Annotated in this window: 24 protein-coding genes; 15 read left to right on the top strand and 9 right to left on the bottom strand. The window is 67.1% G+C overall.

Annotated elements, in window-relative coordinates; genetic code table 11:
* Positions 1–2: 2 nt before the first annotated feature.
* Positions 3–428 carry an ATP-binding protein gene (locus tag LQD00_RS14235; protein WP_232717841.1) on the bottom strand — a complete coding sequence of 142 codons (426 nt, stop codon included), beginning with the start codon at positions 426–428 and terminating at the stop codon, positions 3–5.
* 304 nt (positions 429–732) lie between these two features.
* On the opposite strand from LQD00_RS14235, the gene LQD00_RS14230 reads away from it, so the two are divergent.
* Complete coding sequence (locus LQD00_RS14230) at positions 733–1,167, top strand: hypothetical protein (protein ID WP_232717840.1); 435 nt, start codon at positions 733–735, stop codon at positions 1,165–1,167.
* A 1-nt stretch (position 1,168) separates the two neighbouring features.
* Positions 1,169–2,347, top strand: coding sequence for a zinc-dependent alcohol dehydrogenase (locus LQD00_RS14225; protein WP_232717839.1), 1,179 nt, complete (start codon positions 1,169–1,171; stop codon positions 2,345–2,347).
* Between the two features lie 81 nt (positions 2,348–2,428).
* On the opposite strand, the gene LQD00_RS14220 is transcribed toward LQD00_RS14225, so the two are convergent.
* Positions 2,429–3,232, bottom strand: coding sequence for a SigB/SigF/SigG family RNA polymerase sigma factor (locus LQD00_RS14220; protein ID WP_232717838.1), 804 nt, complete (start codon positions 3,230–3,232; stop codon positions 2,429–2,431).
* A 511-nt stretch (positions 3,233–3,743) separates the two neighbouring features.
* Here LQD00_RS14220 and LQD00_RS14215 point away from each other — a divergent pair.
* The gene (locus LQD00_RS14215) at positions 3,744–4,085 is read left to right on the top strand and encodes an STAS domain-containing protein (RefSeq protein WP_232717837.1); all 342 of its coding nucleotides are present in this window, start codon (positions 3,744–3,746) and stop codon (positions 4,083–4,085) included.
* Positions 4,086–4,109: 24 nt separating this feature from the next.
* Here the strand turns inward: LQD00_RS14215 and LQD00_RS14210 are convergent, their stop codons facing one another.
* Positions 4,110–4,793, bottom strand: coding sequence for a GAF and ANTAR domain-containing protein (locus tag LQD00_RS14210; RefSeq protein ID WP_232717836.1), 684 nt, complete (start codon positions 4,791–4,793; stop codon positions 4,110–4,112).
* Positions 4,794–4,960: 167 nt separating this feature from the next.
* On the opposite strand from LQD00_RS14210, the gene LQD00_RS14205 reads away from it, so the two are divergent.
* Positions 4,961–5,935 (top strand): isopenicillin N synthase family dioxygenase, encoded by a 975-nt coding sequence (locus tag LQD00_RS14205; RefSeq protein WP_232717835.1) that lies wholly within the window; start codon positions 4,961–4,963, stop codon positions 5,933–5,935.
* 81 nt (positions 5,936–6,016) lie between these two features.
* Here LQD00_RS14205 and LQD00_RS14200 read toward each other — a convergent pair whose 3' ends face one another.
* Together LQD00_RS14200 and LQD00_RS14195 are read right to left on the bottom strand one after the other, a co-directional pair.
* The gene (locus LQD00_RS14200) at positions 6,017–7,153 is read right to left on the bottom strand and encodes a CaiB/BaiF CoA transferase family protein (protein ID WP_232717834.1); all 1,137 of its coding nucleotides are present in this window, start codon (positions 7,151–7,153) and stop codon (positions 6,017–6,019) included.
* Positions 7,150–8,337, bottom strand: a complete 1,188-nt coding sequence (locus LQD00_RS14195; RefSeq protein ID WP_232717833.1) for an acyl-CoA dehydrogenase family protein — start codon at positions 8,335–8,337, stop codon at positions 7,150–7,152. Before LQD00_RS14195 ends, LQD00_RS14200 begins: the two co-directional genes overlap by 4 nt.
* Positions 8,338–8,473: 136 nt before the next feature.
* Here LQD00_RS14195 and LQD00_RS14190 point away from each other — a divergent pair, with 136 nt between their 5' ends.
* Positions 8,474–9,481, top strand: a complete 1,008-nt coding sequence (locus LQD00_RS14190; protein ID WP_232717832.1) for a LacI family DNA-binding transcriptional regulator — start codon at positions 8,474–8,476, stop codon at positions 9,479–9,481.
* Positions 9,482–9,513: 32 nt separating this feature from the next.
* Here LQD00_RS14190 and LQD00_RS14185 read toward each other — a convergent pair whose 3' ends face one another.
* Together LQD00_RS14185 and LQD00_RS14180 are read right to left on the bottom strand one after the other, a co-directional pair.
* Complete coding sequence (locus tag LQD00_RS14185) at positions 9,514–10,326, bottom strand: mycofactocin-coupled SDR family oxidoreductase (protein WP_232717831.1); 813 nt, start codon at positions 10,324–10,326, stop codon at positions 9,514–9,516.
* A gap of 53 nt (positions 10,327–10,379) precedes the next feature.
* Positions 10,380–10,868: a nuclear transport factor 2 family protein gene (locus LQD00_RS14180; RefSeq protein ID WP_232717830.1), complete on the bottom strand. Its 489-nt coding sequence runs from the start codon at positions 10,866–10,868 to the stop codon at positions 10,380–10,382.
* A gap of 119 nt (positions 10,869–10,987) precedes the next feature.
* Between LQD00_RS14180 and LQD00_RS14175 the strand changes: the two genes are divergently transcribed.
* From LQD00_RS14175 to LQD00_RS14145, 7 genes are all read left to right on the top strand, one after another.
* Positions 10,988–11,614, top strand: a complete 627-nt coding sequence (locus LQD00_RS14175) for a TetR/AcrR family transcriptional regulator (RefSeq protein WP_232717829.1) — start codon at positions 10,988–10,990, stop codon at positions 11,612–11,614.
* 86 nt (positions 11,615–11,700) lie between these two features.
* The gene (locus tag LQD00_RS14170) at positions 11,701–12,894 is read left to right on the top strand and encodes an acyl-CoA dehydrogenase family protein (protein ID WP_232717828.1); all 1,194 of its coding nucleotides are present in this window, start codon (positions 11,701–11,703) and stop codon (positions 12,892–12,894) included.
* Positions 12,891–13,625 carry a hypothetical protein gene (locus tag LQD00_RS14165; protein WP_232717827.1) on the top strand — a complete coding sequence of 245 codons (735 nt, stop codon included), beginning with the start codon at positions 12,891–12,893 and terminating at the stop codon, positions 13,623–13,625. The genes LQD00_RS14170 and LQD00_RS14165 overlap by 4 nt, the downstream gene beginning before the upstream one ends.
* The gene (locus tag LQD00_RS14160) at positions 13,622–14,494 is read left to right on the top strand and encodes an alpha/beta fold hydrolase (protein WP_232717826.1); all 873 of its coding nucleotides are present in this window, start codon (positions 13,622–13,624) and stop codon (positions 14,492–14,494) included. Before LQD00_RS14165 ends, LQD00_RS14160 begins: the two co-directional genes overlap by 4 nt.
* On the top strand, positions 14,491–16,188 hold the full coding sequence (locus tag LQD00_RS14155; protein ID WP_232717825.1) for an AMP-binding protein: 1,698 nt from the start codon (positions 14,491–14,493) through the stop codon (positions 16,186–16,188). The genes LQD00_RS14160 and LQD00_RS14155 overlap by 4 nt, the downstream gene beginning before the upstream one ends.
* Positions 16,185–17,423: an acetyl-CoA C-acetyltransferase gene (locus tag LQD00_RS14150; RefSeq protein WP_232717824.1), complete on the top strand. Its 1,239-nt coding sequence runs from the start codon at positions 16,185–16,187 to the stop codon at positions 17,421–17,423. The genes LQD00_RS14155 and LQD00_RS14150 overlap by 4 nt, the downstream gene beginning before the upstream one ends.
* A 40-nt stretch (positions 17,424–17,463) precedes the next feature.
* Positions 17,464–18,969 carry a Mur ligase family protein gene (locus LQD00_RS14145; RefSeq protein ID WP_232717823.1) on the top strand — a complete coding sequence of 502 codons (1,506 nt, stop codon included), beginning with the start codon at positions 17,464–17,466 and terminating at the stop codon, positions 18,967–18,969.
* A gap of 166 nt (positions 18,970–19,135) precedes the next feature.
* Here LQD00_RS14145 and LQD00_RS14140 read toward each other — a convergent pair whose 3' ends face one another.
* Positions 19,136–19,873, bottom strand: coding sequence for a tyrosine-protein phosphatase (locus tag LQD00_RS14140; protein ID WP_232717822.1), 738 nt, complete (start codon positions 19,871–19,873; stop codon positions 19,136–19,138).
* A 67-nt stretch (positions 19,874–19,940) separates the two neighbouring features.
* Here LQD00_RS14140 and LQD00_RS14135 point away from each other — a divergent pair, with 67 nt between their 5' ends.
* On the top strand, positions 19,941–20,573 hold the full coding sequence (locus tag LQD00_RS14135) for a flavin reductase family protein (protein WP_232717821.1): 633 nt from the start codon (positions 19,941–19,943) through the stop codon (positions 20,571–20,573).
* Here LQD00_RS14135 and LQD00_RS14130 read toward each other — a convergent pair.
* Positions 20,570–21,520, bottom strand: coding sequence for a PfkB family carbohydrate kinase (locus LQD00_RS14130; protein WP_232717820.1), 951 nt, complete (start codon positions 21,518–21,520; stop codon positions 20,570–20,572). The genes LQD00_RS14135 and LQD00_RS14130 overlap by 4 nt on opposite strands.
* Before the next feature lie 361 nt (positions 21,521–21,881).
* Here LQD00_RS14130 and LQD00_RS14125 point away from each other — a divergent pair, with 361 nt between their 5' ends.
* Together LQD00_RS14125 and LQD00_RS14120 are read left to right on the top strand one after the other, a co-directional pair.
* Positions 21,882–22,601 carry a GAF and ANTAR domain-containing protein gene (locus tag LQD00_RS14125; protein ID WP_232717819.1) on the top strand — a complete coding sequence of 240 codons (720 nt, stop codon included), beginning with the start codon at positions 21,882–21,884 and terminating at the stop codon, positions 22,599–22,601.
* Positions 22,598–23,383 (top strand): GAF domain-containing protein, encoded by a 786-nt coding sequence (locus tag LQD00_RS14120; RefSeq protein WP_232717818.1) that lies wholly within the window; start codon positions 22,598–22,600, stop codon positions 23,381–23,383. The genes LQD00_RS14125 and LQD00_RS14120 overlap by 4 nt, the downstream gene beginning before the upstream one ends.
* The last annotated feature ends 4 nt before the right edge of the window (positions 23,384–23,387 follow it).

Here is a 23,387-nt window from a genome sequence, read left to right as displayed (position 1 = left end):
TGCTATTCCCGGAACTTGGAGAAGCCGATGGTCACCCGGCGGGTGTCCTCGCCGAGCAAGGCGTCGGCGTACTTGATCGTGTGCGTGTCGGTGACGGTCTGCACGATGCGCCATCCGAAGGTCGACTCGTCCAGTTCGACACCGTTGACGAGTTCACCCCGGACCTCACCCACCACGCCGTTGGAGGCGAGGTGCAGGACTATTTCCATCGACGATCCCTCGGCGGCCGCGGAGATTATCTGCGAACAGATCTCGTCCACTGCGACCTTGGCGTCGATCACGTCGTCGAGTGACCAGTCGTCGATGTACAGGGCCGTCTCGACGAGAGCACGCACCAACGCAAGGCGGTCGGTGGCCGCCGGAACCCGCAGAACCGTTGGCAGGCTGCCATCGATCGATAGCTGGGATGTGGCGTCAGAGTCGGTCATCAAATGAGTCTTCTTCACACGTCGTCTTGGGTGGATTCTTACCGGACCGCTCATGAATGCCCCACGCTGACGTAGTCCAAACTGCATTTCTGTATTCGACGCGCTGGCAATACTCGCCGTGGCACGACTCGTCACGTTAGCAGAACGAGCCTCGTCGGCAACAGCCATGTATTACTCCTAGCAGCCCTCTCATCTGCGAAAACTGCCGCGGCACTGCTCGCCGACGTTTCAGCCGACGGTCCCTGAGGTACCCGCTGGTCAACCCTGATGGGGATTCACCACCACACCTGGCGAAGGGACAGCTATGCCAGATCTCACACCTGACCGCGAGGTCGCCTCTCGGGAGGCCATCGCCCGCCGGCCGGAACGGAAGTCCCGCGGCCTGAAGGCCGTCGGCCTCCTCGGGTTCTTTTGCCTCGGACTGATGCTCGTGCTCGGCGGCACGGCTATCGCAGCCGGCGCCAGTGACCGCGACGCGACCATCTGGCTGGCCATCGGCGCAGTCGTGGCGGGCATCCTGGCCGTCGGACTCCTCATCGGCAGCCGCGTGCTCCTGCGGCAGCGTGCCGGACGCGATGGCGAACGTGCGCACCAGGATCCGATCCAGCCGGAGACCACGGCCGAGGAGGCCGAGCGATACGAGGAGCGGTACCACGACTTCCCCGTCGGCCACGCGGGCAAGCACGAGCGGGCCCGGGAAGAACGGTCCGAAGACCGCCACAACGAGGGAAAGGCCTGATATGCGCGCAGTTACTTGGCAGGGCAAGAGAAACGTCTCCGTGGAGACGGTGCCCGACCCCAAGATCATCGAACCCACCGATGCCATCATCAAGGTCACCTCGACCAACATCTGCGGATCCGACCTGCACCTCTATGAAGTGCTGGGCCCGTTCATGAACGCCGGCGACATCCTCGGCCACGAACCGATGGGCATCGTCGAGGAAGTCGGCTCCGACACCGGTGATCTCCGGGTCGGGGACCGTGTCGTCATCCCGTTCCAGATCTCCTGCGGCGCATGTGGTTTCTGTAATGACGGGCTCATGACCCAGTGTTCGACCACTCGTGTGACCGAACAGGGCATGGGTGCTGCTCTCTTCGGCTATTCGCAGCTCTACGGATCGGTGCCGGGTGGCCAGGCGGAGTATCTCCGTGTGCCGCAGGCACAATTCACCCACATCAAGGTGCCGCTGGAGAATCCGGACTCCCGCTACGTGTACCTGTCCGACGTCCTCCCCACCGCATGGCAGGCGGTCGAATACGCCGAGATCCCCAGCGGCGGAACGGTCACCGTTCTCGGCCTCGGTCCCATCGGCGACATGGCAGCGCGGATCGCTTCCCACAAGGGCGCCCGGGTCATCGGCGTCGACCGTGTGCCCGAACGCATTCGGCGCGCACAGGGGCGCGGTATCGAGACCGTGAACCTCGACGAGGTCGACGACGTGGGCGAGGCGATCCGCGACCTGACCGGCGGATTGGGCACGGATTCGGTGATCGATGCCGTCGGGATGGAGGCCCACGGGTCACCCCTGAACAAGGCGATGCAGACCGTCGTCGGACTGCTCCCCGATCCGATCGCACGCAAGGCGATGTCGGAGGCGGGCGTCGACCGACTGGGGGCGCTCTATTCGGCCATCGACATCGTCAAGCGTGGCGGGACGATCTCGCTGTCCGGTGTGTATGGCGGCATGGCCGATCCGCTGCCGATGTTGACCATGTTCGACAAGCAAATCCGGCTGCATATGGGTCAGGCCAACGTGAAGCGGTGGGCCGATGACATTCTGCCGCTTCTCACCGATGCCGACCCGCTGGGTGTGGACACGTTCGCCACTCACGAGCTGCCGCTCGATCAGGCGCCGGATGCGTACGACAAGTTCCAGCGCAAGGCCGACGGCATGGTGAAGGTCATCCTGAAGCCGTGACCCGAAACCGGGGCCCACGCTCGCAGCGTGGGCCCCGGGACCGGTGTCGGTTCAGCAGTCAGCCGTTCGGGCGTTACCCGATCAGCCGTGAGCCCGCAGGAGAGGCTCTTCGAACTCGTCGGCGACCTCTTCACGCAGGGTCTCGAGAATCCGGGTCAGGAGCCTCGACACGTGCATCTGTGAGATGCCGATCTCGCGAGCGATCTCGCTCTGGGACATCGAACGGAAGAACCGGAGGGTCAGAATCGTTCGTTCACGCTCGGTGAGTCGGGCAAGCGCCGGCCGTAGCGTCACGAACTCCTCGACCATGTCGAGACGTTCGTCCTCGTCACCCAGGGTGTCTGCGAGGGTCCAGCCGTCCGTGGACGAACCGGCCTCGGCATCAATGGAACTCGCGGTGTACGCAGACCGCGCGACCATTCCCTCGATGACCTCTCCGACAGGTAGTCCGAGGTGCTCGGCGATCTCGCTCGGCCGCGGAGACCGTCCGAGGGACTGCAGGAGTTCCTCGCTGGCCTTCGCGATGTTGAGCGAGGCCTCCTGCGCACGACGTGGCACTCTGATCGACCACGTACTGTCGCGGAAATACCTCTTGACCTCGCCCATCACCGTCGGAACGGCGAAAGCGAGGAAATTGTTGCCACGCTCGACGTCGAATCTGTCGACCGCATGCATGAGACCGATCCGCGCAACCTGGCGCAGGTCATCAACCGGTTCGCCACGATCGGAGAACCGTCGTGCGACGTGATCCGCAAGCGGTAGGCACCGCTCGATCACCTCGTCGCGTTTCTTGGCACGTAAGTCGTCATCCCGCTCTATGCGAATCTCTCGCAGTATCGGAAGGACGTCGCTGTAATCGTCGTGCTCGGCGCGTTGTGTCGCCATTTGTCACCACCCAGACGTTCAGATCTTGCGACCGATGGGCTGACTGCTGCCCCATCTAGCATGGATTGATGCAGCGCACGCGACTCGACGCGCATCAAGTACTAGACAATCATGTTCTTCGCCACACGTCCACTTCCGGTGTCTCACGATATGAGATTTTTGGAATCCTTTTACCGTGACCCCATCGGCCTTGTTCGAGTGCCGAAGGACCCGTAGGGTGAGGAGTGCGGTTCAGGTAGGAGCTGCGTACACAAGAGCAACAGAGCACCCAAGGTTCGCTGCTCACGCGATATCACGGCTTATCTCCGTTCAGGACGATCGTGAACTTGGGCCTCGGCGTCTTCATCGGCCGGGCACTTGACAGTTCGATCATGTCTGTGACGCTCACAACTGAGACGAGCACCTCATGCCTCTTACCACTTCCACCATTTTCCGATCCGCATTCGACGCGGGCGCAGAATCCGCGGAGAGAACATCCACCAGACGGTTCGATTCGGCGAAATCGTATTGTGTGCAACGCTTTTCCGGGTCTGTCGACCGGGAAACAGCAGCGGATTTCGCCGCCGCCCTCGATCGTATCGCGCGTGACCGTGTCCACGGCGTCGTCCTGGACCTCTCCGCGGTCAACTTCTTCGGCACCGTCGGACTGGTTCTGCTGCAGACATTCGTCGACGAAGCCTCCACTCGATCGATTCCCGTTGTCCTCGTGGGTGAACGAACCGTCAGCCGTCCGCTCGAGTTGTCCGGCATGGCGGACCACGTCCGCCTCTTCGAGAACGTCGATGACGCCGGCCGGGTGCTCACCGAAGGTGAGATCGGACCCTCCACAACGGAATTCGCGGTCTCCGAGTAACACTCGACGTACCGCGCCGGCAGGTCACCTCTTCAGGGTGATCTGCCGCGCTATCTCGACCAGCTTGGTGTTCGACTCCTGGGACAGTTTCTTCAAGAGGCCGAACGCTGCCAGCGCGTCGATGTCGAACCGCTCCATCAGGATGCCCTTCGCCTGTCCGATCACGTCGCGATTCGCCAGGGCACTGTTGAACTGCTGGTCTTTCTTGATCGTGTTCCAGGCCAGCGCGGCATGGGTGGCGTAGACGATGCCGATGTCCTCGGCGTGCAGGTCGAAGACATTCGGCTCATCCGCGAAAAGATTGAGCGCCCCTATCGTGTTGCGATTGGCGAAGAGCTGGAATGACAACACCGATCGGATCGGCACCTCGCCCATCGCCCGGCTTCGGTACTTCGGCCACCGTTCGTCGTTCTGTAGATCGTGGACGTGGACGACCCGGTCGTGCAGGGCTGCCGACAGGCACGGTCCCTCCCCGACCTCCGCTTGGATCCGGTCGTGGATCTCCGCGATCTCGTGCGTCGCACCGAAGGACTCGATGGAGCGCCGGTCCGTGGCGACCGTCAGTCCGGCGTACTGGACTCCGGGGATCTCGGCCACCGCACCTGCCACGATCGTCTTGGCCACCTGTTCGTCGTCGGCCCCGTCGCCGTGCAGCCCTCGTGCCAGCTCCGCGATGCGGAGATGAACGTTGCCGGTCGCCTCGGTCACGATCGAACTCCTCTCAGGCGACCGACCGCGTCACCTGGACGTGTCGGTGGCGCCGTGGTGTTACGGACCCGAATACCCAACGTAGCGCCTGCAGACCTCATGGACGGGGTTTCACGGTCTCTGAACGACGTTCCGCCCGTGTACGTCGCTCTGGCAGGCTTTGCACCATGCTCCCGATCCTCGACCTCCACGACGCCGACGCCGATCCCGCGGCGTTTCGTGCTGCGCTGCGTGACGCCGCCCACGACCACGGGTTCTTCTATCTGACCGGCCATGGCGTACCGGTCGAGTCGCTCACCCGGGTGTTGCGACTGGCGCGTGACTTCTTCGGGCTACCCGAGGACGTCAAGAACGAGATCAGCCAGCTGCAGAGCCCACAGTTCCGCGGATACTCGCGGCTCGGCGGGGAACTGACGAACGGCAAGGTCGATTGGCGCGAGCAGATCGACATCGGCCCGGAACGCCCGGTCATCCCGGGCGCCGAGGGGTACTGGCGGCTCCAGGGACCCAACCTCTGGCCGTCGTCGCCGGTCGGTTTCCGGAACGCCTTCGAGAACTGGGGTGCGGCGCTCTCCGAGGTCGGCTTGCGGTTGCTGCGGCACTGGTCGGTATCGCTCGGCGCCCCGGAGTCCTTCTTCGACGCGGCGTTCGCCGAACTGCCGGCGACCCTGATCAAGGTGGTCCGCTACCCCGGTACCGCCGACAGCACCCAGGGCGTGGGCGCGCACAAGGACTCGGGAGTGCTCACTCTGCTGCTCGTCGAACCCGGCTCGGAGGGCCTCGAGGTCGAGACCGCCGCCGGCACCTGGCTCGAGGTCCCGCCTGTCGAGGGAGCGTTCATCGTCAACATCGGCGAACTGCTCGAGGTCGCAACCGGGGGCTACCTCCGAGCGACCCGGCACCGGGTCCGCGCGCCCCGCCCCGGCACCGACCGGGTCTCGATCCCGTTCTTCCTCAACCCTGCTCTCGACGCGGTCATCCCGATCATCGACCTGCCGCCCGAACTGGCCGCGGCATCCCGCGGCGTCGAGGCCGATCCGAACAACCCGATCTTCAACACCTACGGCGAGAACGCCTGGAAGTCGCGCACCCGCGCGCATCCGGATGTCGCGGAACTGCATCACGGAATCGTCGCCAAATAGCCGCAAACCCACCCTTTTTCGCCAAACCCACCCCGCGTCAGAGGGTGGAAATGCCCGAAAAGGGTGGGTTTGTGGCGTGCGTCAGACCAGGTCCGACACCGTGGCGTGCTCGTCGAGCAGCGGTGGCGCCGATCGGTACCTCGGCGGGGTGGCGCTCATCCGGATCGGGTTGGCCACCGACCGGAACGGCTCCCCGCGACGCGGGTCGGCGATCTCGACCACTGGGTCGAGGCCCAACCGTTCGGCGAGTGCGACGGCGTCGGCGATGTCGTTGAGCGGGCCACACGGCACCCGCTTCGCGGTGAGCGCGTCGAACCAGTGATCGGCGCTCGCCGTCGACAGCGTGTCGTTCAGGATCGCCACCAGCTCTTGACGATTCGCGACTCGGGCACTGTTGGTCGCATACCGTTCGTCCGCAGGCAGGTCTGGACGTCCGAGGACCTCGCACAATGAGGCGAACTGACGGTCGTTGCCGACGGCCAGCACGAACGGACGGTCGGCGGTCCGGAAGACCTCGTACGGCGTGATGCTCGGATGCCGGTTACCCATGGCGGTCGGCACCACTCCGGCAGCAACGTAACCCGAGGACTGGTTGGCCAGCGCTGAGAGCAGCGAGGACAGCAGGTTCACCTCGATCCGCTGCCCCTCCCCGGTCCGGTCGCGATGCCGCAGTGCAGACAGAATGCCTACGGCCGCATGCAATCCCGTGATGACGTCGACCACCGCGACACCCACCTTGGTCGGGGTCTGCGGGTCGGGGCCGGTGATGCTCATCAACCCGCCGACCGCCTGGATCAGCAGGTCATATCCCGGGAGTTGGTTGTTGCCACCGAAACCGGTCACCGAGCAATACACGACATCGGGCCGGAGGCCGGCCACCGCGTCGTAACCGAGACCGAGCCGGTCCATCGTGCCCGGCATGAAGTTCTCGACGACGACGTCGGCCCTCTCGACGAGGCGTCGTGCCTCCTCGAGCCCCTCGGGATCGGAGAGGTCGATCGCCACCGACCGCTTGTTGCGGTTGACCGACAGGAAGTACGACGACTGGTCACCCACCCAGGGCGGACCCCACGACCGGGTGTCGTCGCCGACTCCGGGTCGCTCGACCTTGACGACCTCGGCACCGAGGTCGGCGAGCAGCATCGTCGCGTACGGCCCGGCGAGCACCCGGCCGAAGTCGGCGATGACGAGTCCGTCGAGAGCGCCGAGATCGCTCACCGGAATGCGGCCTGGCCCGTGAGGGCGCGGCCGATGGTGAGCTGGTGGACCTCGGAGGTGCCCTCGTAGGTGAGGACGGACTCGAGGTTGTTGGCGTGGCGGATGACCGGATACTCGAGGGTGATCCCGTTGGCGCCCAGGATGGTTCGACATTCGCGGGCGATCTTGATGGCCTCACGGGTGTTGTTGAGCTTGCCGGTGCTGATCTGCTCGGGGCGGATCTCGCCGCGATCCTTCAGACGACCCAGGTGGTAGGCCAGCAGGTGGCCCTTGCCGACCTCGAGCGCCATGTCGGCGATCTTGGTCTGGGTGATCTGGTAGCCGGCGAGCGGCTTCTCGAAGACCTCGCGGGACTGCGAGTAGTCGATGGCGGTCTCGAGGCAGTCGCGGGCGGCGCCGATCGCGCCGAAGATGATGCCGAAGCGGGCCTCGCTCAGGCTGGTCAGCGGACCGCGCAGGCCCTCGGCCTTGGGGAGCATCGCCGATTCCGGCAGACGGACGTTGTCGAGGACGAGCTCGGAGGTGACCGACGCACGCAGCGACATCTTCTTGTGGATCTCCGGAGCAGAGAACCCAGGGGTGTCGGTGGGGACGACGAAACCGCGGATGCCGGCCGGGCTGTCGGCAAGATCGGTCTGCGCCCACACGACCGCCACGTCGGCGATCGAACCGTTGGTGATCCACATCTTGGTGCCGTTGAGCACCCAGTCTCCGCCGTCACGCTTGGCGTTGGTGCGCATCCCGGACGGGTTGGAGCCGAAGTCGGGCTCGGTCAGGCCGAAGCAACCGATCGCCTCACCCGCGGCCATCCGCGGCAGCCACTCGTTCTTCTGTTCCTCCGAACCCCAGTGGTGGATGGAGAACATCGCCAGCGAGCCCTGCACGGACACGAGGCTGCGGATACCGGAGTCCACGGCCTCGAGTTCGAGGCAGGCCAGGCCGTAGGCCGTCGCGCTCATCCCCGGGCAGCCGTAGCCCTCGAGGTGCATGCCGAGAGCGCCGATCTGACCGAGCTCCTTGGCGATCTCGCGAGCCGGAAGCTTCGCCTCCTCGAACCAGTCGCCGATGTGGGGTCGCAGACGCACGTTGGCGAAGTCGCGAACGGTGTCCCGGATCGCGATTTCGTCCGCATCGAGCAACGAGTCCAGGGCGAAGAGCTGCGCCAAGGTGCTGGGTCGGGACATCGGAACCTCCGGGGATCGGGCGTGCTTCTGATCGTACAAGTCTTATGGGAACGTTTGCGAGAACGTTTGCATGGGCTACGGTAGGTGCTCGAACGCGCAGCGTCAACAGCGCTACCGACAGGATGGGGGAGCCAACGTGGCCGGTGGTCAGCGAACGCCGACCCTCAAGGAGATCGCGAAAGCCGCGGGTGTCCACGTGTCGACGGCGTCTCGGGTACTGCGGCAGTCCGAACCCGCGGACGGATGGTCGGAGTCGGCACTGCGTGTCCGCGAAGTCGCCGATCAGCTCGGCTACCAGCGCAACCTCTGGGCCGCGAGTCTCCGCACCCGCAAGACCACGACCCTCGGCGTCGTGATGACCCGACTCACCGACGGCGTGGTCGCCACGACCTACCAGGGCATCGAGCAGGAGGCGACCCGCGCCGGCTACTCGGTACTGCTCTCCAGCCCGCCCGACGACCCGGAAGCCCAGCGCGCGGCCATCGAGCTACTCGTCGGGCGCCAGGTCGACGGCCTGCTGCTCAGCGGTCTGCACCGACCGGGTAAGGAGTTCATCACCTCGCTGCGGGTCGGCGACCTGCCGATGATGACGCTGACCCGGCACGCCGACGCCGGGCTCCCCTTCGTCGGCGGCGACGACGTTCGGGGTGGCGCGCTCGCCGCACGTCACCTGATCGATCGCGGGTACACCGACCTCGCCGTCATCGCCGGCCCGGCCCACGCCACGACGGCGACGGATCGACTCGAAGGCTTCCGCAGGGAGGCTGCCGCGGCGAGGATCGCAATCCCCGAGAGTCGCGTCGTCGCCTCGAGTTTCGAGGTGCGCGGCGGCACCGAGGCCGGGCGCATGCTGCTCGACGCACCGGACCGGCCGAGGGCGATCTTCGCGGTGTCCGACACCATCGCCGTCGGCGTCCTCGGCGTCGCCCGCGACCTGGGACTCCGCATCCCCGAGGATCTGGCCCTCGTCGGCTACAACGACATCCCCATCGCGGCGCAGCTTCCCGTGCCGCTCACCACGATCCACTCCCCCGCTCTGGAAATCGGCCAGACCGCGGTGCGCGGGTTGCTGGATCTGACCGCGGGTCGCGAAGTGGAGTCCCGACGCCTGCCGGTCGAGCTGATGGCCCGCGGCACCACCTAGGAACGCGGCACCGGGTGAGAGCGCGGCACCGGTCAGAAGTGCTGCGCTCCACCGTCGATCGAGATCTCCTCGGCCGTGATGAATTTCGACTCGTCCGACGCCAGGAAGGCCACCACGTTCGCGACCTCGTCGGCCTCGGCGGCGAACTGGTTGAGGAAGGTCATACCCATACCCGCCAGCCGCGGATTGGCCTTGTTGGTCTCCTCGATGCGTTCGACCATCCGGCCCGAACCCATCGGCGTGATCACCGCACCCGGATGAACGGTGTTGACGCGAATGTCGTGTTGTCCCAACTCCGCCGCGAATGCACGCGACATCCCGACCAGGGCGTGCTTGCTGGTCGTGTAGTGGACCATGAACGGCTGCAACTTCTTTCCGGCGAGCGAGCTGGTGAGGATCACCGATCCGCCACCGCGCTCGATCAGATGAGGGGCCGAGGCGGTCACGGTGTTCCAGACCCCGGTCACGTTGATGTTCATGGTGTCGGCGAAACTCTGCGGGGTCACCTCGTCCCAGGTCTCCGGGATGCAGATGCCGGCGTTGGCGACCACGACGTCGAGCCCACCGAGTGCCTCGACCCCGTCGCCGACTGCCGCGCGGAGTCCGTCGAGATCGCGGGTGTCACAACGGGTCAGGATCGCCTTGGCGCCCAGATCCTCGACAAGTCGCTGGGTTTCGGCAAGATCGTCCTCGGTGGCAGGTTCGTACGGCACGCCCGGTAAGGGTCCGGCGAGGTCGACGCCGATGATGTGCGCTCCCTCGGCGGCCAGTCGTACCGCATGTGCCCTTCCTTGGCCCCGCGCAACGCCCGTGATGAACGCGACCTTGTCCGCCAGCCGTCCCATGCCGCCCCCTGTTCGCCGGATGCCGGGACCCGATCGGACCCCACGGCGCGACTCTACGGATTGACGGCGGCCCTCCGGGCCGACTCGAGAGAGAAAAGGTTCTCGTCCCACCCATCGGCGAGTGGGCCGAAGAAGTGGAAGCGCACTTTCTTCACCCGGTACAACCACTGCCCGTCCTGTTTGACCAGCTCGTCGGTGTAGCGACCGGCGGCGATCGACGCGACACCGTCGAGGACGCACGGTTGCCAGAGGAACGACCGTGCCGTGGCCTCGTCGCCGTCGACGTCGATCTCGAGATTGGTGATGAAATGCCAGAACGACGTGAGTCCGCCATCGGCGAGACCGGCGAAGAATGCCTTCATCTCGGCTTTGCCCTTGGGGTTCGACAAACCGTCGAACTCGCCGTCGTCGGTGAAGAGTGCCATCAGCTCGTCCCAGTTCCCGTCGTCGAGATGACGGCAGTACCGGGCGTCGAGCGTCCGAATGGCGTCGATGTCTTCCAGACGGGTCAGCCGCGCCGCCAGGCCGGAGTCGGTCGTCATGATGCCTCCATTAACATTCGTTCACGTGCACCACACCATAAAGCCGCGGAATTCGCAGGTCAACAGAGCAACCAATCACCATCATTGCTGGTGACCACACTTCGACCTAGTCTGAGCACATGAACACCCGATCGCCTTCGGTGACCGCAGCGTCCCGCGACCGCATCCTCGACGCCGCGCTCGACGAGTTCTTCACGGCGGGCTTCCACGGTGCGACCATGCGAACCATCGGCAATCGTGCAGGTTGCAGCGCCGCGAACGTCTACAACCACTTCGAGAACAAGTCCGATCTGCTGGTGGAGATCCTGCGGACCGCGAGCGACGAACAGTTCACCGCGACCCGCAACGCGATCCGTCGGGCCGGGAAGGACCCCGTCCAGCAGTGGCGAGCCGCCGTCGTCGCCCATGCGCTGTACACCGCCCAGCGGCCGCGCGAGTGCCTGGTCGCGAACACCGAGCTGCGCTACCTGGGCGAGATCGACCGCAAACGCGTGGTCGGCTCGCGCGATGCGCAGGAACAACAGTTCATCGACATCGCCGAAAAAGCGGTTGAACAGGGACTTTTCCACATCGATCGGGTCCATCAGGCGGTCACCGCGGTTCTCCTGATGTGCGCCGGGATCCCGGTGTGGTTCCGCCCGGACGGCCCACGGACCGCAGCCGAGGTCGCCGAGGACTACGGCCAGTACGCACTCAACCTCGTCGGATACCGTCCCGACCTCGCTCACCCATTGACCTCGGCATGACCCGATGCTCTAATGGTGAACGACCGTTAATGAGTGATCACGACACCTCTCCGATCACTTCGGCCCGCATTCATTAGGAGAAGGCCATGACCCATCGGCCGTCACAGCCCCGGACCGACAGCCCGCGCTACCTGACCGAGGAGCGCCTCGCCATCCGCGACCTCGCCCGCGATTTCGCGATGAAGCAGGTCCTGCCGGTTGCCAACGAGCTCGACCCCGTCCAGGGCACCATTCCCGACACCCTCAAGAAGGCGATGGCCGAGGTCGGGTTCTTCGGCATCATGATCCCCGAGGAGTACGGGGGTCTCGGGCTCGGCGTCTTCGAGTACTGCCTTGTCGCCGAGGAACTCTCGCGGGCGTGGATGAGCGTGTCCGGACTGCTGGCGCGCGGCAACGGCATGGGCGGCGGCTTCACCCCCGAGCAGGAAGCCGCCCTGCTGCCCCGCGTGGCGCGCGGCGAGTACCTCGGCGCCTATGCGCTCTCCGAGGCCGAGGCCGGCTCCGACGTCGCCAACATCTCCTGCCGGGCCACCCGTGACGGCGACGAGTGGGTCGTCAACGGCACCAAGATGTGGTGCACCTATGCCGACGAGGCCGACTACCTCGTCCTGTTCGCACGCACCGATCCGAACAAAGACCCGGCCAAACCCCACCGCGGTATCAGCGCCTTCCTCGTCGAGAAGGAACGCGGCGAGTTCCCCGAGGGCGTCTCCGGCACCAAGGTCCGCAAGATCGGCTACTTCGGCTGGAACACCTGGGAATTGTCTTTCGACGACTTCCGCATCCCGGCCGACCGCATGCTCGGCGAGGAGGGCAAGGGCTTCTACCTCGCGGTCAGCGGCCTGGAGGTCGGGCGCGCCCACACCGCCGCCCGTGCGATCGGCCTGGCCCGCGCCGCGCTCGAGGATTCCATCGCCTACATGCACACCCGTAAGCAGTTCGGGCACGAACTCGCGGACTTCCAGCACCTGCGTTTCAAGATCGCCAAGATGGCCGCCGACATCGAGGCGGCGCGGCAGTTGATGTACTCGGTCGCCACCGACATCGACACCGGCCGGCGGTGCTCGCTCGAGGCGTCGATGTGCAAGCTCGTCGCCACCGAGATGGCCGAGCGGGTGACGAGTGAAGCCGTCCAGATCCACGGCGGCGCCGGCTACACCACCGACTTCCAGGTCGAACGGCATTGGCGCGACGCACGTCTCACCAAGATCTTCGAGGGCACCAGCGAGATCCAGATGCGGATCATCTCCGATGAACTGCTGGGCAGGGCCGGATCATGACCACCGCCATCGCCTCGCTCCGCGTCGGAGTCCGGACCTCCACCCGCGCCCACCTCGCCGCCGACGTCCTCGACCGCCACGGGCTCCACATTCCCTCACGTTCACAGTCTTTCGGGATGGTTCTCGCCGAGTGGCTCACCGAGCCGGTCCAATGCGCGGAACGTGTCGCCATCTCCTGGTCGGCGACCACCCCCGTCGTCGCAACCGACCACGTCCATGCGACCACCCTGGTCACCAGGGTCGGCGCCGATGGCATCGACCGCGAGGTCCGCCTGATCGACGACGCCGGCCGGGTACGCGAATCCGGCACCGAGACATGGCGTACCGACGTCAGCCCCCAGCCGGTGCCCGAACTCGACTTCTGCTCGGCCGAGTGGGGTGAGCTACTGCGCGCCCGCCTGCACCAGGACACCGTGTTCACCTCGGCGGTCTCCACCTGGGACGGCACCGTCGGACTACGGTGCGGCACCCGCGAAGTGCACCTGCGTATCTACAAGGGGCAGATCATCGACGTCACGCGCCGTTCCCCCCTGGGCGCCACCTTCACCTTCGAGGCCTCTCCCGCGACCTGGGTGGATCTCACGCAGTCCGACTCCGACGACTTCATGCGGCGCGCCCTTCGCGGTGAATTCTCCTCAGCCGGTAACGGTTACGAGTACCTGCGATTGACCAAGCCGCTGCACGCGATCATCCAGAACGCGCGGGCACTGGCCCAGGAGGTGGACTCATGATCGAGGCACGCTACCTCCAGATCCAGGGCGCTCTGGCATTCGTCGAGATCGTCACCGCCGATCCCACTACCTCCGGTGAGCTCAGCGCCGACATCCCGACCGTGCTGTGCATCCACACCGCGGGGCAGAGCGGCGTCCAATGGCGTCGTGCCGCGCAGGACATCGCCGACCGCGGATACCGCGTCGTCGTGCCGGACCTGCCGGGTCACGGTCGTTCCGAACCCTGCCCGACGGGCCCGGTCACCAGCCTCGTCGACTACGCGGACTGGTTGACCACCGTCCTGCGGCAGCTGAACGTCGAACGGCCCTATGTCATCGGCTGTTCCATCGGCGGCAAGCTCACGCTGGAGCTGGCGACGCGGCCGGAGTATCCGCTCGCCGGAGCAGTCGCGATGGCCGCCGAGACCGGGCCGGGCCGCGTCAAGATCGCCGGCCTGCGACGCGAACTCGAGGATGTGGCCGGACCGGCCCGTGCGGAGCGCACCTACCTCGGCAGTCTCGCCTCCGTCGGGCGAGCAGTACCCGCCGCGCAGGCACATCTCATCGGTCTCATGCACAAACGTGAGGACCCGGAGATCTCGTCGTCGGACCTCATCGGCTGGGGCAGTCACGATGTCCGCGAACGGCTCTCCGATCTCACCTGCGGGCTGCATCTGATCTGCGGCGCCGACGACCCGTGGATCAACGTCGACGCCGTCCGTCGCGCCGCCGCCGAGATCAACGAACTCGACGGCCCGCGTGCACAGTTCACCGAGCTGGCGGGGTACGGCCACTACCCGATGGAGGAGCTCCCCGACTTCGGAACACGCGCCGACGCCTGGCTGCGATCCCTCCCGACCGAAAGCCGCACCCCAGAGGTCGTGTCATGACCCTCACGACTCATCCCACGCTCGCCGGAATGCTCGCCGATCTCGTCCACCAGTCCCCCGACAGCCCGGTCGCGATGGATGTCGCCGACGGCGAGGTCATCACCCTCACCCGCTCCGAACTCGGCCGCCGTGTCGATCAGCTGCGAGAAGAATTGTCGCGCATCGGCATCCGCCGCGGCCAATGTCTGGCGGTCTATCTACCCAACTGGTCCGACGCGCTGGTCTGGCAGTTCGCCGCATCGGCCCTCGGCGCGCACGTCATCGGGGTCAACACCCGCTACAACGTCGGCGAGGTCGCGCACATCCTGACGTCGGCACGACCCGCGGTGGTCGCCGTCCCCGCACGGTTCCACGGACTCGACATCGTCGGCACCCTCCGTGAGGCGAGTTCCGCGGCCGACCCCAAACCGGCCATCGCGGTCGTTCCCGGGCCGTCGAAGCCCGAGGCGGCGGCACCCGATTTCGATCTCGGTGCCGGGGCCTGGATCGCCGGCAGCGGCGACACCTCGGGAGTCTCCGCACCCGCGACTCCGTCGACGGCGGCATGGACCCCGGCAGGCGAACGAGCCGCGCCTTCCGGCGAACTCGCGGTCGCGTTCACGACCTCCGGTTCCACCGGGACGCCCAAGCTCGCCGCGCACCGGGATTCGGCCGTGGTCCGGCACGCGCACGCCGACTCGGTGCTCATGGGAGTTCGTGAAGGCGACGTGATCCTCGGCGTCCTACCGGTTTCCGGTGTCTTCGGGTTCAGCACGGCCATGGCCGGTCTCGCGGGCGGCGCAGCCATCCTGATGGAACCCGTCTTCGACGCCGCGGCCACCCTCGAACGGGTGGAGTCACTGCGCGTCACCCACATCGTCGGTGGCGACGACCTGTTCGGGCGCCTCTACGACACCTGGCACGACGGCCGGCGAACCTCTGTGTCCTCGCTGCGGTGGCTGGGGATCGCCGACTTCCTCGGCCGATCCCACGACATCGCGCGCTGGGCACGCGACGAGGCCGGGGCGCAGACGACCGGCGTCTTCGGCTCGTCGGAGGTCTTCGCCCTGGCGCTGCTCTGGTCGTCCGACGACCCGGAGTCGGTGCGGTGGAACGGTGGTGGCCGTCCGGTCGAGCCCGCCATCGAGGTACGTGTCGTCGACCCGCTCGACGACCGTGCCCGCGACATCGGCGAGGAAGGTGAGCTGCAGTTCCGCGGCCCCAACGTCGTCGACGCCTACCTCGGCAACCCAGAAGCCGCCGCACGCGCGTTCACCGCGGACGGCTGGTTCCGCAGCGGCGATCTCGCACGCGCGCTCGACACCGGCGGATTCCGTTACGTATGCCGCATGGGAGATGTCCTGCGGCTGCGCGGTTTCCTCGTCGACCCGGCCGAGATCGAGCACCGCCTCGCCGAGCACCCCGGTGTGCAGACCGCGAAGGTCGTCGGGATCACCGGTCCGGGTGGTTACACGGAGGCCGTGGCCTTCGTCGTGCCGGTCGACGCCCGCGCCGACCTCGACGCATCGTCGTTGAAGACCTGGTGTCGTGATCGGCTGGCCGCCTTCAAGGTGCCTGGCGCCGTACACGTCATCGAGCGGATGCCGACCACGGTGGGCGGCAACGGAACCAAGATCCGGGCTGTCGAACTGCGCGAGTGGGCGCACCGGTGGTCCGGCCAGGAAGTGGACTACCGCAAAGGAACACCCGCATGACCGTCACCACGGCACCACCCGCAGCCGACGACGTCGTCATCTGTGAGCCGCTCCGGACCCCCGTGGGCCGCTACGGCGGATCATTCGTCGACGTACCGGCCACCGAACTGGCCGCGACCGTCCTCTCGGAGCTGTTGCGCCGCACCGCGATCGATCCGGCAGACATCAACGACGTGATCTTCGGTCAGTGCTATCCGAACGGCGAGGCGCCGGCGATCGGACGTGTCGCCGCACTCGATGCGGGACTCCCCATCACCGTGCCGGGTTCGCAGCTCGACCGGCGCTGCGGGTCCGGCCTGCAGGCGGTTCTCGACGCCGCGATGCGCGTCCAGACCGGGGTCGCCGACCTGGTCATCGCCGGGGGCGTCGAATCGATGAGTCGCGCAGAGTATTACACCGAATCGATGCGGTGGGGTGCCAAAGGCGCGCCCGCAGCTCTGCACGATCGACTGGCCCGTGGCCGCGTCACCTCCGGCGGCAAGAACCATCCGGTTCCCGGCGGCATGCTCGAGACCGCGGAGAACCTCCGCCGCGAGTACTCGATCCCGCGTCAGGAACAGGACGAACTCGCCGTCGAATCGCATCGACGCGCCGTCGCCGCCATCGACAGCGGCAAGTTCGCGGAAGAGATCGTCCCGGTGGCGGTTCCGCAGCGCAAGGGCGACGACAAGGTCGTCGACCGCGACGAACACCCCCGTGCCGACACCACCCTGGAGTCACTGGCCCGGCTGCGGCCGATCATGGGCAGGTCCGATCCCGGGGCCACCGTCACCGCGGGTAACGCCAGCGGCCAGAACGACGGCGCCGCAGCCACACTGGTGACCACCCGCGCGAACGCCGAGCGTCTCGGCCTCAAACCGCTCGCCCGTCTGGTCACCTGGGCGGTCGCCGGTGTCGGGCCCGAGGTGATGGGCATCGGCCCCGTCCCGTCCACCGCGAAGGCGTTGTCGCGCGCGGGCCTCGAACTCGCCGACATCGACCTCATCGAGTTGAACGAGGCCTTCGCCGCCCAGGCGCTCGCGGTCACCCGGGAGTGGAAGTTCACCGACGCCGATTTCGACCGCACCAACGTCAACGGATCGGGCATCTCGCTCGGCCACCCGGTCGGTGCGACGGGCGTCCGGATTCTGACGACGCTGCTTCGTGAACTCGAACGTCGTGAGGCGCGTTTCGGCCTCGAGACCATGTGCATCGGCGGCGGGCAAGGACTCACCGCGATTTTCGAGCGGGTGTGACCTCAGGTTTCGCGACCCCGAAGGCGGGTACCACCGGTGGATGACGCTCCCGATTCGGGTGAGCCCGGAATCGGGCATGACCGTCGATCGCCTCTCCGAGTACCTCGGAACGCCGATCGTCGGTGACCCCCGTGTCGGCCACCGGATGGTTCGCGACCTCGTCGATGACTCGCGCACCGTCCGCCCGGGTGATGCGTACCTGGCGATTCCGGGGAGTCGCTGGCACGGGCTCGATTTCGAAGACGAGGTGGCAGCCGCCGGCGCGGTCCTGGCGATCAGCGACCGACCGTCGTCGGCACTCCCCACCCTGATCGTCGACGAGCCGCGAAAAGTGGTGGGCCCGTTGGCGTCCTGGTTCCACGACGAACCCTCCCGCGATCTCCGCGTCTTCGGTGTCACCGGCACCAACGGCAAGACCAGCACGACCCACTTCATCGACGCCGCCCTCACCGCGGCGGGCGAATCGGCCGGACTCATCTCCGGCGCACGCATCCGGGGCCCTGGCTACGACCTGGTACCCACACGCACCACCCCCGAGGCACCCATGCTGCAGCGAACGCTGGCGACATTCCGGCGACACGGTGTCACCGGGTGTGCGATGGAGGTCTCCTCCCACGCCGTCGACCAGCACCGCGTCGACGGCACCGCCTTCCGTGTCATGGCCTTCGCCAACTTGAGCGACGACCACCTCGACTATCACGGCTCGATGGAGACCTACTTCGCGACGAAGGCGGACATGTTCACCGTCGAGCGGACGCAGATCGCTGCGATCAGCATCGACGACGACTGGGGTGCACGCCTCGCAGCCGGCACCGCTCCCGAGACATGGACATGCTCGGCCCTGGACGCGACTGCCGATGTGTATGCGACCGACATCCGTTGTGCCGACACAGGAACCCGATTCACCGCTCACACGCCGTACGGCACCGGCGACATCCGCCTACAGACCCTGGGTCCCCACCAGGTCGCCAACGCGCTCCTCGCCCTCACCAGCGTGGTGGCCGACGGGGTCGACGTCGCGGCCGCCGCCGAAGGGATCTCGTCGGTGACCAGCGTCGCGGGACGTTGTGAACCCGTCCGTGCCGGCCAGTCGTTCGTGGCGATCGTCGACTACATGCACAACACCGCAGGTCAGCACGCACTGCTTCCCTACCTGAGGTCGCTCGCGTGCGGACGATTGATCCTGGTGGTCGGCGCGACCGGCGGGCGGGATCCCGGCAAGCGCCGACCGTTGGGCCAGGTGGCAGCACAGTACGCAGACGTCGTCATCGTCACCGATGAGAGTCCGGAGGACGAGGACCCGGACGCGATCAGAGCCGAGGTCCTACGGGGAGCGCGCCACGGGGACTCCGCAGTGGTCGTCGAAGAACCGGATCGGGGAGCCGCGCTCACCCGGGCGGTGTCCATGGCACGTCCCGACGACATCGTGGTCGTGACCGGGCGCGGGAGCGACACCTTCCGGCGGTACGGTCCCCGGACGTCCTTCTTCGACGACCGGGCCGAACTACGACGAGCCATCGTGGAATCACTCGATACGCAGCCCTGATGCGGCATGCGGGCACCGAGCAGGCTGTAGTCGCGGCGCCCCCGTGTTTGGCGCGGCATACCGTCGGGCATACGCGTCGCGGAGGAATGCACCACCCCGACGTTTCTCCGCCAGGCCCGTCGGGCGCCCACCCCTTGACGCCCGACGGGCCGACCACGGAGTCTCCCTAACCGGGTGCCGCGCCGGGCGCGAATCGCGCCACCCAACCCTCGAAATGGCCGACGTCGCCGCCGTTCGCCTCGAACCAGCCCCACGGGCCACCCCGATGCCCGGTCACGGCGTCGATGACCAGATCGATCGCCTCCCGCGGCGTGCGCAGGATCGGCGCATCGAGCGACGTACCCCTCGGAACGCGATCGCGGTGCCGCAGGCGCGCCAGGACCCCGGCGATGTTCTGCTCGGTCTGCTGATAGTCGGCGATGATCGCGGCCTCGTCGACACCGGCGAGGAGTTCGGCGATCGCGACGATCACGCCGGTGCGGTCCTTACCGGCCGCGCAGTGGACGAGGGTCGGGCCGGCCGGGTCGAAGGCGTTGAGGGCCGCCGTCAACCGATCCCCACCGGTCTGCATCATCGCCGTGTAGATGTCGGTCAGTGGGGTGTCGGCGAGGCGGTCCACTCGTGCTCCCGACGACACCTGGCGGTGTACCAGCCGGACCTCGGCCGGCCACGTCACCCGTACAGCGCCCGACTCGGACGGGTCACGCAGATCGACCACGGTCGACGGCGGCCACGGCACACCGACCGGATCGTCGTCGTCCGGATAGGGCGCGTCGCTGCGGATCAGCACCCCGTGCGAGGTGGATCCGCCGGAGACGAGCGGCAGTCCCCCGAGATCGCGGATGTTCGCGAGAGATCGCAGAACCCGGTCGGCATCGCGTTCACCAGCAGTGGAGAAGGTCACTCCGGCCTCCGTCGTCTTGCCCGGTCCATGTCCGATTCACCGTACCCCGGTCACGTACGGTGAAGCGATGATCCAGTACCACTCGTACGCCCCCGCAGAGGGGCATCGTCTCGCTCACGACCCCCTCAACGCGATCATCGCCCCGCGTCCGATCGGCTGGATCTCCACGGTGTCCGATGCAGGGGCGCGAAATCTCGCTCCCTACAGCTTCTTCAACCTGTTCAACTACTCCCCGCCGATCATCGGTTTCGCGAGCGTCGGCTGGAAAGACACTGTCGCCAACGCGAAGTCGACCGGCGAGTTCGTCTGGAACCTCGCGACCGATTCGGTCGGCGAGAAGATGAACGCCACCTCTGCGGCACTCCCCGCCGACACTGATGAATTCGAGCACGCCGGTCTGACCGCCCTCGACTCCGAGCTCGTGCGCCCGGCCCGGGTCGCCGAGAGTCCGGTCACCTTTGAGTGCCTGGTCACCGACACCTTCCAATTGCGTTCGGCCGCAGGGGAGTCCGTGGACACCTGGATGGTACTCGGCGAGGTCGTGAAGGTGCACATCTCGACAGAGCTGCTCGGTGACGACCTCGTCTACGACACCGCACGTGCCCAACCGCTGCTGCGTGCCGGGGGTCGGGGTGACTACTTCTTGCCCAGCAACGAACACCACCGGTACATGGAGCGGCCGAAACCCCTGTCGCGCTAGGTTCCCGACGCGGCGTGCTCGATGGCCTCGGCGGTCGGCATCCCGGTTCGCGCCCCGACGTGGGCCACCGACAGCGACGCCGCGGCCGCACCGCGTCGCGCGGCCGCCACCAGGCCGAGCCCGCCCGCCAGCGAAGCGGCCAATACGCCGTTGAAGGTGTCGCCGGCGCCGGTCGTGTCGACCACCGACTCGACCTCACCCGCCGGCACCGACGTCACGCCGGCACGGTCGACGACCAACACGCCATCGGCGCCCAGCGTGACCACGACGGAGACGTCGAGGTGTTCGGCCAGCGCCGTTGCCATCTCGATTTCGGGCGGATCGCGCGGGTCGTCGGGCAGGGTCCGCGCGTACAGGTCGCGCAGTTCCGAGGAGTTCGGGGTGAGGATGTCCGGGACCGAGAGCACCCCGACGAGCTCGTCGAGGACCGGCGCCGGATTCACGACACATGGGATGCCGTGCTCAGCAGCAGCTTTCAGTGCCGCCACCGCGGCTTCGGAAGTTATCTCGGTACTGATCAGCACACATCCGGCACCCCAGTCCGCCGCGCGGGCCACAGCTGCACGGACGCGATCCGGCGCAACCCGGGCGTTCGCCCCGGACCCCACCGCGATCTGGTTCTCGCCGGACGGGTCGACCACGATCAATGCCGCGCCGGTGGAGACGCGGTCGACCCGGGCGACCTCGGTCACGTCGATGCCCTCGTCCGCCAGTTCGCCGAGCGCGCCCGTACCCATCTCGTCGTCGCCGACCGCGCCGCAGTACCGAACGGCGGCTCCGGCGCGGGCCGCGGCAACCGCGGAATTGGCACCCTTGCCGCCGCCATGACTGCTGACGTCCGGCCCGACGACGGTCTCCCCGGGCCCGGGAAGTCGTTCGGCGGTGACGACCAGGTCGACGTTCACGGCCCCGATCACGAGCACCTTCGCATCATCGTCATCGGTCATGTCGGCTCCTTCGGGTCGGCCCGGTGGTCGTGTCGATTGTGGCACCTCCATCCGTTCTCGAACGTGCTCGTCGCGCCGACGAGACCGTCCGTCTGTGCGGGCGGGGATGTTGTAGCGTGGCAGGCAGCTGTTCCGGTCCCTGTGCGGGCGCCGAACAGTTGGTATCCGGGTTCAGCTCACGAGACCGGAGTACCGCTGTCCATCAGGTGCCGTTGCATCTCGACGCGCGCGGTACTCATCAGGGCTGATCCCTCCGCGCAGGATGGAGCCGGTCGTGGTGAGTGGTGATCGCAGTGAGGACGGAACCCGTCCTCCCGCCGGCACTCGCGAAGGGTCCCCGGTCTTCGCCGGGGTCGCGGAGGTGTGTGAGACCGCTGTCCGGTGGTGTGGGGTCGACGGCGCGGCCGCGGCGATGTTCACGAAGGAACTCGGAGTGCGTGAGTTGGTCTATGCGACCGACCCGGTGGCCCACCGGATCGACGACCTGCAGTTCACCCTGGGCGAGGGCCCATGTCTCGACGCCTACCTGCTGTCGACCCCGCAGCTCGTCGATGACGTGACGGCGACCGATGCAGGTGCGCACTGGCCGGCTTTCATGGCCGAGGTGGCGGACGCGGGTGTCGCCGCCGTGTTCGCCTTCCCCGTCGAGGACGACGGTCGCCCGCTCGGTGTCCTGGAGCTGTATCGCACCACTGCCGGTCCACTGAGCGAGGCCGAGATCGCCCGGGCCACCGCGTGCGCCGACTCCGCAGCGCGCACCATCGCCGACAACTGGTCGCGATACCTGGACGAATCCGACTCCAGCTCGCCGGCGGACGCGATGGCCGAGGAGATGTCGGCCACGGACCAGTCCGGGGAGTTCTCCCGATCGCGGGTCTACACGGCCTCGGGGATGCTGGCCGTGCAACTCGTGGTGCTACCGGATGAGGCTTTGGACCGGATGCGCGCGTACGCCTTTCGATCGGGGCGGCCGATCGGGCGGGTCGCGGACGACATCATCGCGCGGAAGCTGACGGGCGCCGATCTCGACGACCCGGACCGGGGAGCGCACGATCACGAGAACAACGGGGGCGCACGATGACCGAAGCCTGGCGGGTGAGCACCGCCGTCGCGTCCGTCACCGGGACCATGGTCCACGAGTTCGACCTCCCGACCGTCCTGCAGGACGTCGCGGAGCGGACCCGCCTGTGTTTCGAGGCTCATTCCGCGGCCGTGGTCCTTCTCGACCCGCGCCGGGAACCCGACTCCCCGTCCCTGCACATCGTCGCCGAGTCCTCCGCGGTGGACCACGCGTCGTACCCGCTGCTGTACGCCTCGGGTCCGGCGCTCGAGAGTGCCCGCAGCGGCGCCATCGCGCTGATCTCCGATCTGACCGACGCGACCGACACCCGTTGGCCGCAGTACCGCCGCCACGCACTCGACGCCGGATTCCGCGGTGTACGAGCGTTTCCCGTGGTCGCGATGCGTGCGCCCATCGGTGCGATCGTCGTCCACACCGTCGATCCGTGGTCGTACGACCAACCGAATCAGGCCGGGCAGGTGTTCGCCGACCTGACCTCACTCGCCCTGTCGGTCGCCGGTGGCAGTGACGTCCGCCAGGTCCGACTCGAGGAGTCCATCGACTCGGTTCTGGAAGGAGTCACCGTGACGGCCACCGCCGTGGGGATCATCGCCGAGATCCGGGGCGTCGATCTCGCGGCGGCCCGGGTCCTGCTCACGCGACTGGCGCGCGCACGCGCCGTCACCCCGACCAGCCATGCACGCAGCATCGTCGCCGCCCAGCGGGAGCATCCGCGTGACCCGGGATCGACGGGGGTACTGGACTTCCCGGAGTTCGGGACACCGCCCGCCGACGAGTCCTGACCGG

The organism is Gordonia metallireducens (genome assembly GCF_021245825.1).
GTDB classification, from domain to species: Bacteria; Actinomycetota; Actinomycetes; order Mycobacteriales; family Mycobacteriaceae; genus Gordonia; species Gordonia namibiensis.
The sequence above is the reverse complement of the archived record's forward strand: the minus strand, read 5'-3'. Positions and strand labels throughout refer to the sequence as shown.